At 71.4% G+C, this 13,506-nt stretch carries 13 protein-coding genes; 9 read left to right on the top strand and 4 right to left on the bottom strand.

Annotation, left to right across the window (positions count from 1 at the left end):
• Nucleotides 1-17 precede the first annotated feature (17 nt).
• Genes ACIBAG_RS02120 through ACIBAG_RS02100 form a run of 5 tightly spaced genes read left to right on the top strand, consistent with a single transcriptional unit; the run spans nucleotide 18 to nucleotide 4,258 of the window.
• Entirely contained in the window at nucleotides 18-1,373 is a 1,356-nt protein-coding gene (locus ACIBAG_RS02120; RefSeq protein ID WP_399099922.1) for an L-fuconate dehydratase, read from the top strand.
• A complete protein-coding gene (locus ACIBAG_RS02115; protein WP_399099920.1) occupies nucleotides 1,370-2,125 on the top strand; it encodes an SDR family NAD(P)-dependent oxidoreductase in 756 nt (251 codons plus the stop codon). The genes ACIBAG_RS02120 and ACIBAG_RS02115 overlap by 4 nt, the downstream gene beginning before the upstream one ends.
• On the top strand, nucleotides 2,122-3,066 hold the full coding sequence (locus ACIBAG_RS02110; protein WP_399099918.1) for an aldo/keto reductase: 945 nt from the start codon (nucleotides 2,122-2,124) through the stop codon (nucleotides 3,064-3,066). Before ACIBAG_RS02115 ends, ACIBAG_RS02110 begins: the two co-directional genes overlap by 4 nt.
• Nucleotides 3,066-3,428 (top strand): L-rhamnose mutarotase, encoded by a 363-nt coding sequence (locus ACIBAG_RS02105; protein ID WP_399099916.1) that lies wholly within the window; start codon nucleotides 3,066-3,068, stop codon nucleotides 3,426-3,428. The genes ACIBAG_RS02110 and ACIBAG_RS02105 overlap by 1 nt, the downstream gene beginning before the upstream one ends.
• Nucleotides 3,413-4,258: an amidohydrolase family protein gene (locus ACIBAG_RS02100; RefSeq protein ID WP_399099914.1), complete on the top strand. Its 846-nt coding sequence runs from the start codon at nucleotides 3,413-3,415 to the stop codon at nucleotides 4,256-4,258. Before ACIBAG_RS02105 ends, ACIBAG_RS02100 begins: the two co-directional genes overlap by 16 nt.
• On the opposite strand, the gene ACIBAG_RS02095 is transcribed toward ACIBAG_RS02100, so the two are convergent.
• Nucleotides 4,246-5,667: a lipase maturation factor family protein gene (locus tag ACIBAG_RS02095; protein ID WP_399099912.1), complete on the bottom strand. Its 1,422-nt coding sequence runs from the start codon at nucleotides 5,665-5,667 to the stop codon at nucleotides 4,246-4,248. The genes ACIBAG_RS02100 and ACIBAG_RS02095 overlap by 13 nt on opposite strands.
• A 135-nt stretch (nucleotides 5,668-5,802) precedes the next feature.
• Between ACIBAG_RS02095 and ACIBAG_RS02090 the strand changes: the two genes are divergently transcribed.
• The 3 genes from ACIBAG_RS02090 to ACIBAG_RS02080 all read left to right on the top strand — a co-directional run bounded on the left by ACIBAG_RS02090 (nucleotide 5,803) and on the right by ACIBAG_RS02080 (nucleotide 10,107).
• Nucleotides 5,803-7,026, top strand: coding sequence for a DUF6777 domain-containing protein (locus ACIBAG_RS02090; protein WP_399099910.1), 1,224 nt, complete (start codon nucleotides 5,803-5,805; stop codon nucleotides 7,024-7,026).
• Nucleotides 7,027-7,116: 90 nt separating this feature from the next.
• Nucleotides 7,117-9,198 carry a SpoIIE family protein phosphatase gene (locus ACIBAG_RS02085; protein WP_399099908.1) on the top strand — a complete coding sequence of 694 codons (2,082 nt, stop codon included), beginning with the start codon at nucleotides 7,117-7,119 and terminating at the stop codon, nucleotides 9,196-9,198.
• A gap of 45 nt (nucleotides 9,199-9,243) precedes the next feature.
• Nucleotides 9,244-10,107 (top strand): Fpg/Nei family DNA glycosylase, encoded by an 864-nt coding sequence (locus ACIBAG_RS02080; protein ID WP_399099906.1) that lies wholly within the window; start codon nucleotides 9,244-9,246, stop codon nucleotides 10,105-10,107.
• Nucleotides 10,108-10,134: 27 nt separating this feature from the next.
• Here ACIBAG_RS02080 and ACIBAG_RS02075 read toward each other — a convergent pair whose 3' ends face one another.
• The 3 genes from ACIBAG_RS02075 to ACIBAG_RS02065 all read right to left on the bottom strand — a co-directional run bounded on the left by ACIBAG_RS02075 (nucleotide 10,135) and on the right by ACIBAG_RS02065 (nucleotide 12,152).
• A complete protein-coding gene (locus ACIBAG_RS02075; RefSeq protein WP_399099904.1) occupies nucleotides 10,135-10,788 on the bottom strand; it encodes a zf-HC2 domain-containing protein in 654 nt (217 codons plus the stop codon).
• Between the two features lie 151 nt (nucleotides 10,789-10,939).
• Nucleotides 10,940-11,455, bottom strand: a complete 516-nt coding sequence (locus ACIBAG_RS02070) for a hypothetical protein (RefSeq protein ID WP_399099902.1) — start codon at nucleotides 11,453-11,455, stop codon at nucleotides 10,940-10,942.
• A 148-nt stretch (nucleotides 11,456-11,603) separates the two neighbouring features.
• The gene (locus tag ACIBAG_RS02065) at nucleotides 11,604-12,152 is read right to left on the bottom strand and encodes a sigma-70 family RNA polymerase sigma factor (protein ID WP_399099900.1); all 549 of its coding nucleotides are present in this window, start codon (nucleotides 12,150-12,152) and stop codon (nucleotides 11,604-11,606) included.
• Between the two features lie 211 nt (nucleotides 12,153-12,363).
• Here ACIBAG_RS02065 and ACIBAG_RS02060 point away from each other — a divergent pair, with 211 nt between their 5' ends.
• Nucleotides 12,364-13,506, top strand: coding sequence for a CapA family protein (locus tag ACIBAG_RS02060; protein ID WP_399099898.1), 1,143 nt, complete (start codon nucleotides 12,364-12,366; stop codon nucleotides 13,504-13,506).

Raw genomic sequence — 13,506 nt, 5'->3', positions numbered from 1 at the left:
CGACCGAAAGGCCCTCAGTGTCCCCGACCTCCGACACCCCCGCCCGCGTCACCGCGCTCGAAACCCACGACATCCGCTTCCCGACCTCGCGCGAGCTCGACGGCTCCGACGCGATGAACCCCGACCCCGACTACTCGGCCGCGTACGTCGTGCTGCGCACCGACGCCGGGGACGGTCTGGAGGGGCACGGGTTCACCTTCACCATCGGGCGGGGCAACGAGGTCCAGGTCGCCGCGATCGAGGCGCTGCGCGGCCATGTCGTCGGCCGCTCCGTCGAGGAGCTGTGCGCCGACCCGGGGACCCTCAACCGCGACCTGATCGGCGACAGCCAGCTGCGCTGGCTCGGCCCCGAGAAGGGCGTGATGCACATGGCGATCGGAGCGGTCATGAACGCCGTGTGGGACCTGGCCGCCAAACGGGCGGACAAGCCCCTGTGGCGGCTGCTCGCCGACGCCGACCCGGAGTGGATCGTCCGCCAGATCGACTTCCGCTACCTCACCGACGCGCTCACGCCCGAGGAGGCGCTGGCCATCCTGCGCGGGGGCCGGGAGGGGGCGCAGGAGCGAACGGCACGGCTCCTGGAGCACGGCTACCCGGCCTACACCACCTCCGCGGGCTGGCTCGGCTACGACGACGAGAAGCTGACCCGGCTCGCCGCCGAGGCCGTCGCCGACGGCTTCCGGCAGATCAAACTCAAGGTCGGCGCCGACTTGGAGGACGACGTACGGCGCTGCCGCGTCGCCCGCTCGGTCGTCGGGCCGGACATCCGCATGGCGATCGACGCCAACCAGCGCTGGGACGTCGCCGAGGCGATCCGCTGGACCAAGGCCCTCGCGGAGTTCGACCCGTACTGGATCGAGGAGCCCACCAGCCCCGACGAAGTCCTCGGCCACGCGGCGATCCGCGAGGCCGTCGCCCCGGTGAAGGTGGCCACCGGCGAGCACGTGCAGAACAGGGTCGTCTTCAAGCAGCTCCTCCAGGCCGGGGCGATCGACGTCCTCCAGATCGACGCGGCCCGCGTCGGCGGCGTCAACGAGAACCTCGCCGTCCTGCTGCTCGCCGCCAAGTTCGGCGTGCCGGTGTGCCCGCACGCGGGCGGTGTCGGACTGTGCGAACTCGTCCAGCACCTTTCGATGTACGACTACGTGGCCGTCACCGGCACCACGGAGGACCGTGTCATCGAGTACGTCGACCATCTGCACGACCACTTCCTCGACCCGGTGGTGATCAGGGAAGGTCACTACACGGCACCCACCGCGCCCGGCTTCTCGGCCGCCATGCGACCCGAGTCGATCGCGCGGTACACGTTCCCCGGCGGCGCCTTCTGGGCCGCCGACCTCGAGACTTCCGGAAAGAAAGGGCAGGCGGCATGAGCGACTTCGACGGTCTCAAGGCACTGGTGACGGGAGGCGCCTCCGGCATCGGCCGGGCCACGGCCGAACTCCTCGCCGCGCGCGGTGCCCAGGTCGCCGTACTCGACCTGGACCCCTCGTCCGTCGAGAAACCGCTGCTCGCCTTCCGCGCCGATGTCACCGACGACGCCTCCGTACGCGCGGCCGTCGCGGCCGCCGTGGCCGAGCTCGGCGGGCTGGACGTGGTGGTCAACAACGCGGGCATCGGCGCCCAGGGCACCGTCGAGGACAACGACGACGCCGAATGGCACCGGGTCATGGACGTGAATGTCGTCGGCATGGTCCGGGTGGCCCGCGCCGCCCTGCCGCAGCTGCGGGAGTCGTCCCACGCGGCGATCGTCAACACTTGCTCCATCGCGGCCACGGCAGGACTGCCGCAGAGGGCGCTGTACAGCGCGACCAAGGGTGCCGTGTACTCGCTCACCCTCGCCATGGCCGCCGACCACGTCCGCGAAGGCATCCGCGTCAACTGCGTCAACCCCGGCACGGCCGACACGCCCTGGGTCGGCCGCCTGCTCGACGCCGCCCCCGACCCGGCCGTCGAGCGCGCCGCGCTGGAGGCCCGCCAGCCCACCGGCCGCCTAGTCTCGGCCGCCGAGGTCGCCGGGGCCATCGCCTACCTGGCGAGCCCCCTCTCCGGCGCCACGACCGGAACCGCCCTCGCCGTCGACGGCGGCATGCAGGGCCTGCGGCTGCGGCCGGTGGGCCAGTGAGACCCCCGAGCGGGCTCGGCTTCGGGGCCGCCGTCATCGGCAACCTCTTCACCGAGGTCACCGAGGAGCAGGCGTACGAAGCGGTGGCCGCCGCCTGGCGGTGCGGCATCCGCTACTACGACACCGCACCCCACTACGGCCTCGGCCTGTCCGAACGCCGCCTCGGCGCGGCCCTGCGCGAGCACCCTCGCGAGGAGTACACGCTCTCCACGAAGGTGGGCCGCCGCCTGGAACCGTCCACCGACGGGGGTGACGACCTGGCGAACGGCTTCGCCGTGCCCGCCACCCACCGCCGCGTCTGGGACTTCACCGCGGACGGCATACGGCGCACCCTGGACGCGAGCCTGGAACGCCTCGGCCTCGACCGCGTCGACATCGTCTACCTGCACGACCCCGACGACCACGCGGAACAGGCCTTCCGGGAGGGATACCCGGCCCTGGAGAAGCTCCGCTCGGAAGGTGTCGTCGGCGCGATCGGCGCCGGCATGAACCAGGCGGAGATGCTCACCCGCTTCGTCCGCGACACCGACGTCGACGTGGTGCTGTGCGCCGGCCGTTACACACTCCTCGACCAGAGCGCGCTCGACGAACTGCTGCCCGCGGCCGTATCGAGGGGCACGTCCGTCGTCATCGGCGGGGCCTTCAACTCCGGCCTGCTCGCGGACCCCAAGCCCGGAGCGACGTACAACTACACGCAGGCACCCGGGGAGTTGCTGGACCGGGCCCTGCGCCTGAAGGAGATCGCCGAGCGGCACGGCATCGGCCTGCGCGCCGCCGCGCTGGCCTTCTGCGCGGCCCATCCCGCTGTCAGCAGCGTCCTGGTGGGGGCCCGCTCGGCCCACGAGGTCCAGGACGCCGCCCACCAGTTCGCCACGCCGGTTCCCGACTCCTTCTGGCAGGAGCTGCGGGACACCGGACTCGTGGTCATCGAGGAGCCGTGATGAGAGTCGCCCTGCACACCAAGGTCCGCGCCGACCGGATCGCCGAGTACGAGGCCGCCCACCGGGAGGTTCCGAAGGAGCTGACGGACGCGATCCGCGCCGCCGGTGCCACCTCCTGGACGATCTGGCGGTGGGGGTCCCCCCGCGCGAGCGCATTCGAGCGTGGGGGAGGCACCGACCTCTTCCACGTCCTGGAGTGCGAGGACTACGGCCGCCTCATCGCCGAGCTGGAGAAACTGCCCGTCAACGTGGCCTGGCAGGCCCGGATGGCCGAACTGCTCGACGTGGTGCACGACTACTCCGGCGCGGGCGCGGGCGCGGGCGCGGACGCCGGCCTGCCGGTCGTATGGGAGCTGCCGTGACGGTCGTCGACGCGCACCACCATGTGTGGGACCTGTCGGTCCGCGACCAGGACTGGATCACGGGACCCGAACTCTCACCGCTGCGGCGGAACTTCACGGTCGCCGACCTCCTCCCGCAGGCGCGGGCCGCCGGAGTCGGCCGTACCGTCCTCGTCCAGACGATCACCGTGCCCGAGGAGACCCCCGAGTTCCTGGCCCTCGCCGCCGAGCACGAACCGATCGCGGGCGTCGTCGGCTGGACCGACCTCACCCGGCCGGACGTCGCCGACGAACTGGCCCGACTGCGGGAGTTGCCCGGCGGGCGGTACCTCAAGGGCATCCGCCACCAGGTGCAGGGCGAGCCCGACCCGGAGTGGCTGCTGCGCCCGGACGTACGGCGCGGACTGACCGCCGTGGCCGCGGCGGGGCTGGTCTACGACCTGGTCGTGCTGCCGCACCAGCTGCCGGCCTGCGTCAAGGCCGCCGCGGACCACGCCGACCTGACCTTCGTCCTGGACCACCTGGGCAAACCGCCCATCGCCTCCGGCGAACGCGAGCCGTGGGAGACCGCCGTGCGCTCCCTGGCCGCCCTCTCCAACACCGTCTGCAAGCTCTCCGGCCTGGTCACCGAGGCCGACCACGCCTCCTGGACGGTCGACGACCTGCGTCCGTACGCCGACGTCGTCCTCGACGCCTTCGGGCCGGAGCGGCTGATGTTCGGCTCGGACTGGCCCGTGTGCACGCTGGCGGCGACGTACGGCCAGGTGCTGGACTCGGCGCGGGAACTGACCGGCGAGTCCGACCGCGAGCACATCTTCCGGACGACCGCCACCCGCGTCTACGACCTCTGAGCCACCTCGGCCAGCCTGGTCGGCGGCAGATACTCCCGCACATACGTCCGCTCCCAGCACGCGCCTGTCTCCCGCAGCTCACGCCACGTCGTGTACCGGTAGCGGAAGAGGCGGGCGCGGACGTAGCGGGGCGGTGCGTCGGGCGGGAAGGGCGAGCGGCGCAGCAGTCTCAGCGTGTCGCGGTCGTTCTCCAGGAGCCGCTCCACCAGGGCACCGAACCACGACCCGGCGTACGCGGGCGACAGCGCGGCGAACCACATCAGCCAGTCCAGCCGCAGATGGTACGGCGCGAACTGCCGTGGCCAGTGCCGGGGATCGCCCGGCTTGCCCTTGAACTCGTACTCCCGCCAGTCCGAGTCCTCACGCGGTACGTCGTCGGTCGTGCCCTCGATCACCACCTCGTAGCGGAGTCTGCTGACGCTGCCGAAGGCGCCGTAGGTGTTCACCAGGTGGAGCGGGTCGAAGGAGCGGTTCATGATCTGGCGGCGGGAGATCATGTTGGCCACCGGGTGGTAGCTGAGGAACAGCAGCAGCGCGGCGACCGCCAGGACCACGACCTCGTACCACAGCGGTGTGTCCGGCACGGCGGGCGGATCGCTCGGGAACCGCACCGCCGACAGGGCCACCACGATGGTGATCCAGTTCAGCCAGGAGAAGTTGCCCGACAGCACCAGCCACAGCTGGGTGACGATCATCAGGGAGGCGGCGGCCGTGGCGATCGGCTGCGGGGTGAAGAGCAGGACCGGCACGGCAAGTTGGGTGACGTGGTTCGCGGCCACCTCGACGCGGTGCAGCGGCTTCGGCAGATGGTGGAAGAACCAGCTCAGCGGGCCCGGCATCGGCTGGGTCTCGTGGTGGAAGTCCAGGCAGGTCAGCTTCCGCCAGCAGGCGTCGCCGCGCATCTTGATCAGGCCCGCGCCGAACTCGACCCGGAACAGGATCCAGCGCAGCAGGAACAGCACCACGACCGGCGGCGCCACCTCGTCGTTGCCCAGGAACACGGCGAGGAAGCCGACCTCCAGCAACAGGGACTCCCAGCCGAACGAGTACCAGGTCTGCCCGACGTTGACGATCGACAGGTACAGCACCCACGGGACCAGCCACAACAGCATCGCCGCCCACAGCGGGACCACGGAGTCCAGCCCCGCCAGCAGTGCCGCCGACACCGCGCAACCCGACCAGGCGCAGACCGCGAAGAACCGGTCCGAATAGTGGAGTTGGAACAGGCTGGGGGCGGCCCTGAAGGGCACCCGAGCGACGAACTGCGGCACGGGCAGCATGCCGCGCTCGCCCATCAGCGCCCTGAACTGCAGAGCCGCCGTCAGGAACGCGACGAGGTACACGCCGGCCAGAGCCCGCTGGAAGACCAGCCGGCTCGTCCAGTAGTCCGGTGCGATGAACCACTCCACGGCCGCACACTCCCTTCACCATTGTCGCGCCCGATGCCCATGTGACTCTCCGTATACCACTTCTCCGTTTGCGTAACCCGAGCGGGTGAAGCAGACAATGGTGTCGAACTGCCCGAAAACACTCGGGAGGACGCGGTGCGGACAACCACCGGAGCCCACGTCACGGCCTGCGCGCTCTCCGCGGCGCTCCTCGTCACCGGCTGCGGCGGCGGGAGCAAGGGCACCGAACCGAGCGGGGAGATCTTCCTCGAGCGCGCGGCGGCCAAGGGGCCCGATCCCTTCACGGATTCCACCGTGACCGCCACGGCCGCCCCGGCCCCGGTACCCCGGACGCCGAAGCCGACGCCCTCCGGCCGGACCGGACCACGGCAGCTGTCCGGCGGCACGCCCGGCCTCTACGCCGGCACCCGAGGGTCCGGCAGCTGCGATGTGCGGCGGCAGATCGACCACCTCACCTCCGACGCGTCCAGGGGCCGCGCCTTCGCGCAGGCCGCGGGCATCAACCCGGACTCGATCCCCGGCTATCTGCGCGGCCTGACCTCGGTCGTGCTGCGCGCGGACACCCGGGTCACCAACCACGGCTTCCGGGACGGCCGCGAGACCGGCTACCAGTCCGTCCTGCAGGCGGGCACCGCAGTCCTGGTCGACGGCCACGGCGCGCCCCGGGTCCGCTGCGCCTGCGGCAATCCGCTCACCCCGCCCGCCGGCCTGCGGGGCGAGCCGGCCACCAGCGGCCGGACCTGGTCCGGATACCGGCCCGACCGGGTGGTCGTAGTGGCCCCGACGACCCAGGTGATCACCGACCTCACGATCATCGACAACGTCGACAACACCTGGATCGAGCGGCCGACCGGCCATCGGGGGCACGACCGCGACCATGTCCTGCCGCGACCGGAGCCGGTGACACCGACCCCGGTCCCGCATCCGCACCCGCACGACAGCGGCTCACCCGGTGAGCACGGCAGGTTCCCCACGGACGGCGGCACGTCCCCGTCCGGCGGGCCCACCTCCCCGGAAGGCACACCGACGCACTGCGCGCCCCACGGCACCACCGACTGCACCACTGCCACCCCGACACCGTCGCACCCCGCCGGCGACCCGGGCCGCACGCCCACCTCGCCCGAGGAACCCGACGCCCCCGACTCCGGCACCGAACCGAAGCCGTCCCCCAAGTCCCCCAAGTCCCCGAACTCCCCGAAGGCGCCGGACTCCCCGGCAGCCTCGCGATTCCCGGAGGAAACCGGTCCCGAAACCGTCCCGGAGTCCCCCGACCTCCCCGACGGCGGCGGGCTGATCCCCGGCGACCCGCACACCACCGACAGCGTCTTCGGCAGCCCCACCGACGTGTTCGCAGGCTGACCGACGCGGGCCGAGGGATCCCGGGCGCCGAGCGGAAACAGTTCCGTCGCCCCAGTCGAAGATTCCGGCGAATCCTGGCAAGGTGGCCCCATGGTTGATCGGGGAGCGAGCGCCCTGTCACTCCCGGACGACTGGCCCGCCCACCCGGACCCGATCCTGGCGCTCAACCACATGGGCACCTTCGACTGGGACCTGGACGCCGGTGTCTTCCACATGGACGCCCAGGCCCACGAGGTCTTCGACCTGCGCCCTGACGAATACGACGGAAACCCGCTGTCCCTGGCGGTCCGGGTGCCGCCGCCCGAGGGCTATCGCCTGGACGGCCTGGTCTCCAAGGCCCTGAAGGACGGCAGCGAGAACTACGGCGCCTACTTCCGTATCCGCTGTCGCGACGGCACCCTGCGCTGGACCCACACCCAGGGCTACATCCGCCGCGATGAGACGGGCCGCCCGCGCCGCATCATCGGCATCGTCCGCGACGCCACCGACGAACTCGCCGAGAGCGAGGAGCGGCGCGAGCAGGCCGCCGAGGACGAGGCCCGCCGCCGGCAGACCAACGTCGTCCAGCTCACCACCGCCGCCCTCGCCCACGCCCGCACCGTCCGGGACGTCATAGACGTCCTCAAAGACACCCACGGCCTGACCCACCTCGGCGCCACCAGCCTGGTCATGGGCCTGGTGGAGGCCGGCCGCATCCGGCTGGTCGCCGAGGGCCCGGCGGGCAGCTTCGTGCCCGGGACCCTGGTCACCCGAATAGACGAGCAGTACCCGATGAGCGAGGTCGTACGGACCCTCACCCCGCGCTTCATCGAGTCGCCGCAGGAGTTCGCGGACAGCTATCCCATCCTGTGGCCGCACATCACCGGCCTCAACATCACGGCCGCCGCCTATCTGCCGCTGATCGCCCAGGCCCGGCCGATCGGCGCCATCGGACTGCTCTACAGCGACCGGGACGGCTTCTCCACCGAGGACCGCAACGTGCTCGTCGCCCTCGGCAGCAGCATCGCGCAGAGCCTGCAGCGGGCCATGTTCTACGAGCAGGAGAAGGACCTCGCCACCGGCCTCCAGCAGGCCATGCTGCCGCGCACCATCCCCAGTGTCCCCGGCGCCGACGTCGCCGTCCGCTACCGGTCCGCCTCCCTCGGCCGGGACATCGGCGGCGACTGGTACGACCTGATCCCGCTGCCGGGCGGCCGGGTCGGTGCCGTCATCGGCGACGTCCAGGGCCACGACACACACGCCGCCGCCGTGATGGGCCAGCTGCGCATCGTGCTGCGCGCCTACGCCGCCGAAGGGCACACCCCGGCCACCGTGATGGCCCGCGCCTCCGTGTTCCTGCACGAGCTGGACACCGACCGCTTCGCGACCTGCCTGTACGCGGAGGCCGACCTGTCCACCGGGGTCGTCCAGGTGGTCCGCGCCGGCCACATCGACCCGCTGATCCGGGAACCCGGCGGCGCCTGCCGACGCGTCCCGGTCGAGGGCGGGCTGCCGCTCGGCCTGTCCGCGGAGTTCGGGCGGCTCGAATACCCGGTCGGCACCATCGAGCTGGACTCCGACCACACCCTGCTGCTGTGCACCGACGGCCTGGTCGAACAGCCCGGCGCCGATCTGGACGACGGCATGCACACCCTGACCGCGCTCATCGCCACCGGTCCGAACGACGTCCGGGATCTCGCGGACCGCCTCATCGACGTGGCCGAGGAACGCGGCGGCGACGACGACGTGGCCCTGCTCCTGCTCCGCCGCCGCGTCCTCGACGCCCCGCAGTCCGGCGGCCGCCTCCAGCAGCACGTCGCCCCCGGCGACCCCGAGGCCCTCACCGCGGCCCGGCACATGATCCGCGCCGCCGTGCGCGCCTGGGGCGCCGGCGACCGGGCCGACGAGATCGAACTGGTCGCCGACGAGCTGATCACCAACGCCCTGATGCACACCGAGGGCTCCGCCATCGTGACCCTGCGGGTCCTCACCGGCTCCGAGCGCCGGCTGCGCGTCGAGGTCGAGGACTCCTCCAGCGCCCTGCCGCGCCGCCGGGAGGCAGGGGAGTCCGGTGTCTCCGGCCGCGGCCTGCTCCTCGTCGACCTGCTCACGGACGTGTGGGGCGTGGAGGCGCGGGGCGGCGGCAAGGCGGTGTGGTGCGAGTTCCTGGCGCCGGAGCGGCCCGGCGGGTGAGCGGATCCACCGGGCACTGTCGGTGCCGGGTGGCACTCTGGAGCTATGCCGGAACTCCCCGAGGTCGAAGCGCTCAAGGACTTCCTGACCGAGAACCTGGTCGGCCACGAGATCGTCCGCGTGCTGCCCGTCGCGATCAGCGTCCTCAAGACGTACGACCCACCGGTCACCGCCGTCGAGGGCCATGCAGTCACCGCCGTGCACCGCTACGGCAAATTCCTCGACCTCGTCACCGCGGACGGCCCGCACCTGGTGACCCATCTGGCCCGGGCGGGCTGGCTCCACTGGAAGGACCAGTTGCCGAGCGGCATGCCCCGCCCCGGCAAGGGCCCGCTCGCCCTGCGCGTGGCCCTGGAGACCGGCGCGGGCTTCGACCTGACGGAGGCCGGCACCCAAAAGCGCCTCGCGGTCTATCTCGTCCAGGACCCCCAGCAGGTCCCCGGCGTGGCCCGGCTGGGCCCGGACCCGCTCGCCGCCGACTTCGACGAGGCGCGTTTCGCGGCCCTGCTGAAGGACGAGCGCCGCCAGATCAAGGGTGCCCTGCGCGACCAGAGCCTCATCGCCGGGGTCGGCAACGCCTACAGCGACGAGATCCTGCACGCGGCGAGGATGTCCCCGTTCAAGCTGGCGTCGTCCCTCACCCCTGAGGAGACGGCGAGACTGTACGAGGCCCTGCGGACGACCCTCACCGAGGCGGTCGAGCGCTCGCGCGGGGTCGCGGCCGGGCGCCTGAAGGCTGAGAAGAAGAGCGGCCTGCGCGTCCACGGCCGCACCGGCGAACCCTGCCCGGTGTGCGGCGACACCGTCCGCGAGGTCTCCTTCAGCGACTCCTCGCTCCAGTACTGCCCGACCTGTCAGACGGGCGGGAAGCCGCTGGCGGACCGGAGGATGTCGAGGCTGCTGAAATAGGCCGGAACCGGACAGCCGAGCAGGGGGCTACCGGGGCTCGAGCGTCACCAGGTGCTCGCCCTCCGCCGTCCGTACCTCGTAGCGGACGATCTCGTCCGTGTGCATCGCCGAGGCTCCCGTCATCGTGTTCTCACGGGCGTCATGGTCGGCGGCGTGCCAACTGGTCACGGTCTCCTCCGAGCCGTCCCGGCCGATGGCGATCAGATGGCAGGAGCGCGACCCCGCGCCGTCCTTCACCTTCAGCTCCACCTGGCTGCCGTAGACCTCGTCCTCGGTCGTAACCTGAGCCCACACACCCGACCGCGCGTCGGTCGCCTGGACGACCTGTACGGGCGTGTCGCCGCCGCCCGCCATCACCGCGACCCCGGGCCCGGCGAGGGCGATCACGACCGAGGCCGCCACGGCGTACAGCGTGCGCCGGCGCAGCGCGCGACGGCGGGCCGCCACGGCTTCGAGCAGCCGGTTCAGCAGCTGCGGTCCCGGCTTGGCCAGGGGGTGCACGAACCGGGGTGTGGACCGCCGGTACAGCATCAACTGGCGGGTGACAGGCCCGAACTCGGTCACGTGTGCCGCGCAGCGCGGGCACTCCATGAGGTGGTCCTCGAAGCGGAACGCCTCCGCCTCGTTCAGCACGCCGAGCGCGTACGCGGCGACGTCGCGATGCCTCTCCAGGGACCTCATGCCGAATCCTCGTGCCGTTGGGTGTGGGGTGTGTTACTCCTTGCGCCCACTGGTACGCACCAGGCAGTCGAATCACTCAAGGCCTACACCGAATCGCAACCAAGGGATTCGGAGCGGCCGGGGCCGAGGATTGGTCCGAGGAGAAAAGAACTTAAAAAAGATGGATGGCGAGGTGCCCGAGCGGCAGCCCGAGCTGCCAGGCCGGTGTCCACACCTTCGGTCCCTCGTCCTCGCCGACCAGCGCGCCGCCGCCCGGCACCGCGTTCAGATCGGGCGCGAGCAGCTCGGTCTCCTGCAGCCAGCGCCAGGCCGCCTCGGCCAGCTCCAGGTCGGGCGCGGGCCCGCCGGAATCCACCGCCTCGGCCGCGAGGCCCGCCATGCGCTCGCGCACCCAGTCCTGCCACGGCTGGTCGTAGGCCGTCAGCGACAGCCAGGTCTCCAGCTGGGTGACGACCCGGATGCCGGACAGCTCCCCGTCGGTGTCGGAGAGGAAGATGGTCAGCGCCAGGGCATCGCGCCCGGCGCGGAACTCGAAGGACGTCGGCGGCATGAGATCGCCGGTCCGCAGCAGCTCGTCGGCGATGTACTCGGCGTACAACCACGCCATGGGGACGGTCAGTTCACCGCCGCCGGTGCCGTCCGTGCTCTCCTGACCTCTGTGCAGCATCCCTTCCTGCCTTCCTCCGGTGAGTGCGTCGCCCGACCCGGGGCCCTCGGGCCCTGGGGCCCAATCCGGAACACGGATGAGGACAGCCGATTACTCAACCGGTGTCTTCAGCAAGGCGCTTTACGGAGGTTTGACTCAGCCATTGGTTTCACCGCAGGTCGGCCGCGTATCCCGGAAGCACCCTGCGCAGGGCGCGCAGCGCGTAGTAAGCGCGGGACTTCACGGTACCGGGCGGAATCCCGAGGGTTTCCGCGGCTTCCGCAACACTCGCACCTTGGAAGTACACGAGCACCAGGACTTCACGGTGCTCCGGAGTGAGTGTCTTCACAGCCTCGCGCACATCGAGCACTTCCGCGGCCCGTTCGGCGTGGTCGGACATCACTCGGGCGTTCTCCAGGATCGCGTCGCCGACCTCCGGCGGCCGCGCCTGGCGGGCCCGGCGCGCGTCGATCGCCAGGCGCCGCCCGACGGTCATCAGCCAGGGCCGTACGGATTCGAAGTCGTCCGCGCGCAGCGCCTCGGGATGCTGCCAGGCGCGCACCAGCGTTTCCTGCACGAGGTCCTCGGCGCGCTGCCGGTCGCCGTCGCAGAGCCGGAGCAGCAGCGCGAAGAGGGGCCGGCCGTGCTCGCGCTGCAGCGCGGCGAGCTCGTGCTCGGCGGTCGTCGTCCCGTTGGAGAGGGTGGTTCCGGCCGTCATGGCCGTATGGCATCGCAGGCGGCCGCTGTGGGACAGGCCACACACACGGATCTGCGGCGGACGGTCGATCGCGTCGGCGAACGGTACGACGAACGGTCCCTTCCGCCTATTCGGGACAGGCCGGACGGGCTAACGGAAGCGGCCGAATTGTTTACGGTCAGGCCCGGTTTCATACGTATTGGTTGGTAATACGACCACTCGGGGTGAGTTGATGATTGCACGCAGTCGACTTGTGGCCCTGGCTCTGACGGCCGTTCTTGCCGCTGGCGCCGCATGCCAGGCCGACAATCGCAAGGCGGGGCAGCCGGGCGCCTCCGCCGGCCCGCGCGGCTTCACGCTCGTCGCCTCCGGCGACATCCTCCCGCACACCTCGGTCATCGACCGTGCGCGTTTCGACGCCGGTGGGTCCGGATACGACTTCCGCCCGATGCTCGCCGGTGTCCAACCCGTGGTCTCCCGCGCCGATCTGGCGCTGTGCCACATGGAGACCGTTTACGGCGAGCGAGGCCAGTACAGCGGATATCCCACGTTCAAGTCGCCCCCGGAGGTGGCCCGTGGTGTGGCCGCCACCGGCTACGACGGCTGCTCCACCGCCTCCAACCAGAGCCTCGACGACGGCGCCGCCGGCATCCTGCGCACCCTCAACGCCCTGGACGAGGCGCGCGTACGGCATGCGGGAACGGCGCGCACCGAGGGCGAGGCGCGCTCGGTGACGATCCTGCGCGCGGGCGCGGCCAAGGTCGCCCACCTCGCCTACACCTACGGCGTCAACGGTTTCCCGCTGCCACCGGGGCAGCCATGGGCGGTCAATCTGATCGACAAGGCCAAGATCATTGCGGACGCCCGTGCCGCCCGGAAAGCGGGCGCCGACGTGGTCGTCGTATCGCTGCACTGGGGCACCGAGTGGCAGGACGAGCCCGACAACACGCAGCTGACCCTCGCCCGTGAGCTGACGGCCGCGAGCAGCGGCGACCGCCCCGACATCGACCTGATCCTCGGCACCCATGCCCATGTCCCGCAGGCCTACGAGAAGGTCAACGGCACCTGGGTGGTCTACGGCATGGGCGACCAGGTGGCGGGCGCGATGTACAACGAGCAGGGTGTCCAGGACCCGCGCGGCAACCAGTCCACCCTCGCCCGCTTCACCTTCGCGCCGCCCGACGAGTCCGGCCGGCGCTGGGAGGTGAAGAAGGCCGAGTTCATTCCGCAGTTGTTCGACATCGACGCCGGGCGGGTGATCAACATCAACCGGGCGCTGGCCCAGGGCGCCGAGCTGCGCGGGGTGCGCGACCGGATCCGGGAGGTCGTACTCAGCCGGGGGGCGGCGGAGGACGGGCTCGTCATGGGGGAGTAG

The sequence above is a fragment of the Streptomyces sp. NPDC051243 genome, assembly GCF_044455405.1.
GTDB lineage: Bacteria > Actinomycetota > Actinomycetes > Streptomycetales > Streptomycetaceae > Streptomyces.
Note: the sequence above shows the minus strand (reverse complement) of the source record. Positions and strands in the feature narration are given on the sequence as shown.

Bases quoted from the DNA above. Each gene is read 5' to 3' on its own strand.
- ACIBAG_RS02115 (WP_399099920.1), top strand. From the start codon at position 1,370: ATGAGCGACTTCGACGGTCTCAAGGCACTGGTGACGGGAGGCGCCTCC.
- ACIBAG_RS02105 (WP_399099916.1), top strand. From the start codon at position 3,066: ATGAGAGTCGCCCTGCACACCAAGGTCCGCGCCGACCGGATCGCCGAG.
- ACIBAG_RS02100 (WP_399099914.1), top strand. From the start codon at position 3,413: ATGGGAGCTGCCGTGACGGTCGTCGACGCGCACCACCATGTGTGGGAC.
- ACIBAG_RS02085 (WP_399099908.1), top strand. From the start codon at position 7,117: ATGGTTGATCGGGGAGCGAGCGCCCTGTCACTCCCGGACGACTGGCCC.
- ACIBAG_RS02080 (WP_399099906.1), top strand. From the start codon at position 9,244: ATGCCGGAACTCCCCGAGGTCGAAGCGCTCAAGGACTTCCTGACCGAG.
- ACIBAG_RS02075 (WP_399099904.1), bottom strand. From the start codon at position 10,788: ATGAGGTCCCTGGAGAGGCATCGCGACGTCGCCGCGTACGCGCTCGGC.
- ACIBAG_RS02070 (WP_399099902.1), bottom strand. From the start codon at position 11,455: ATGCTGCACAGAGGTCAGGAGAGCACGGACGGCACCGGCGGCGGTGAA.
- ACIBAG_RS02065 (WP_399099900.1), bottom strand. From the start codon at position 12,152: ATGACGGCCGGAACCACCCTCTCCAACGGGACGACGACCGCCGAGCAC.
- ACIBAG_RS02060 (WP_399099898.1), top strand. From the start codon at position 12,364: ATGATTGCACGCAGTCGACTTGTGGCCCTGGCTCTGACGGCCGTTCTT.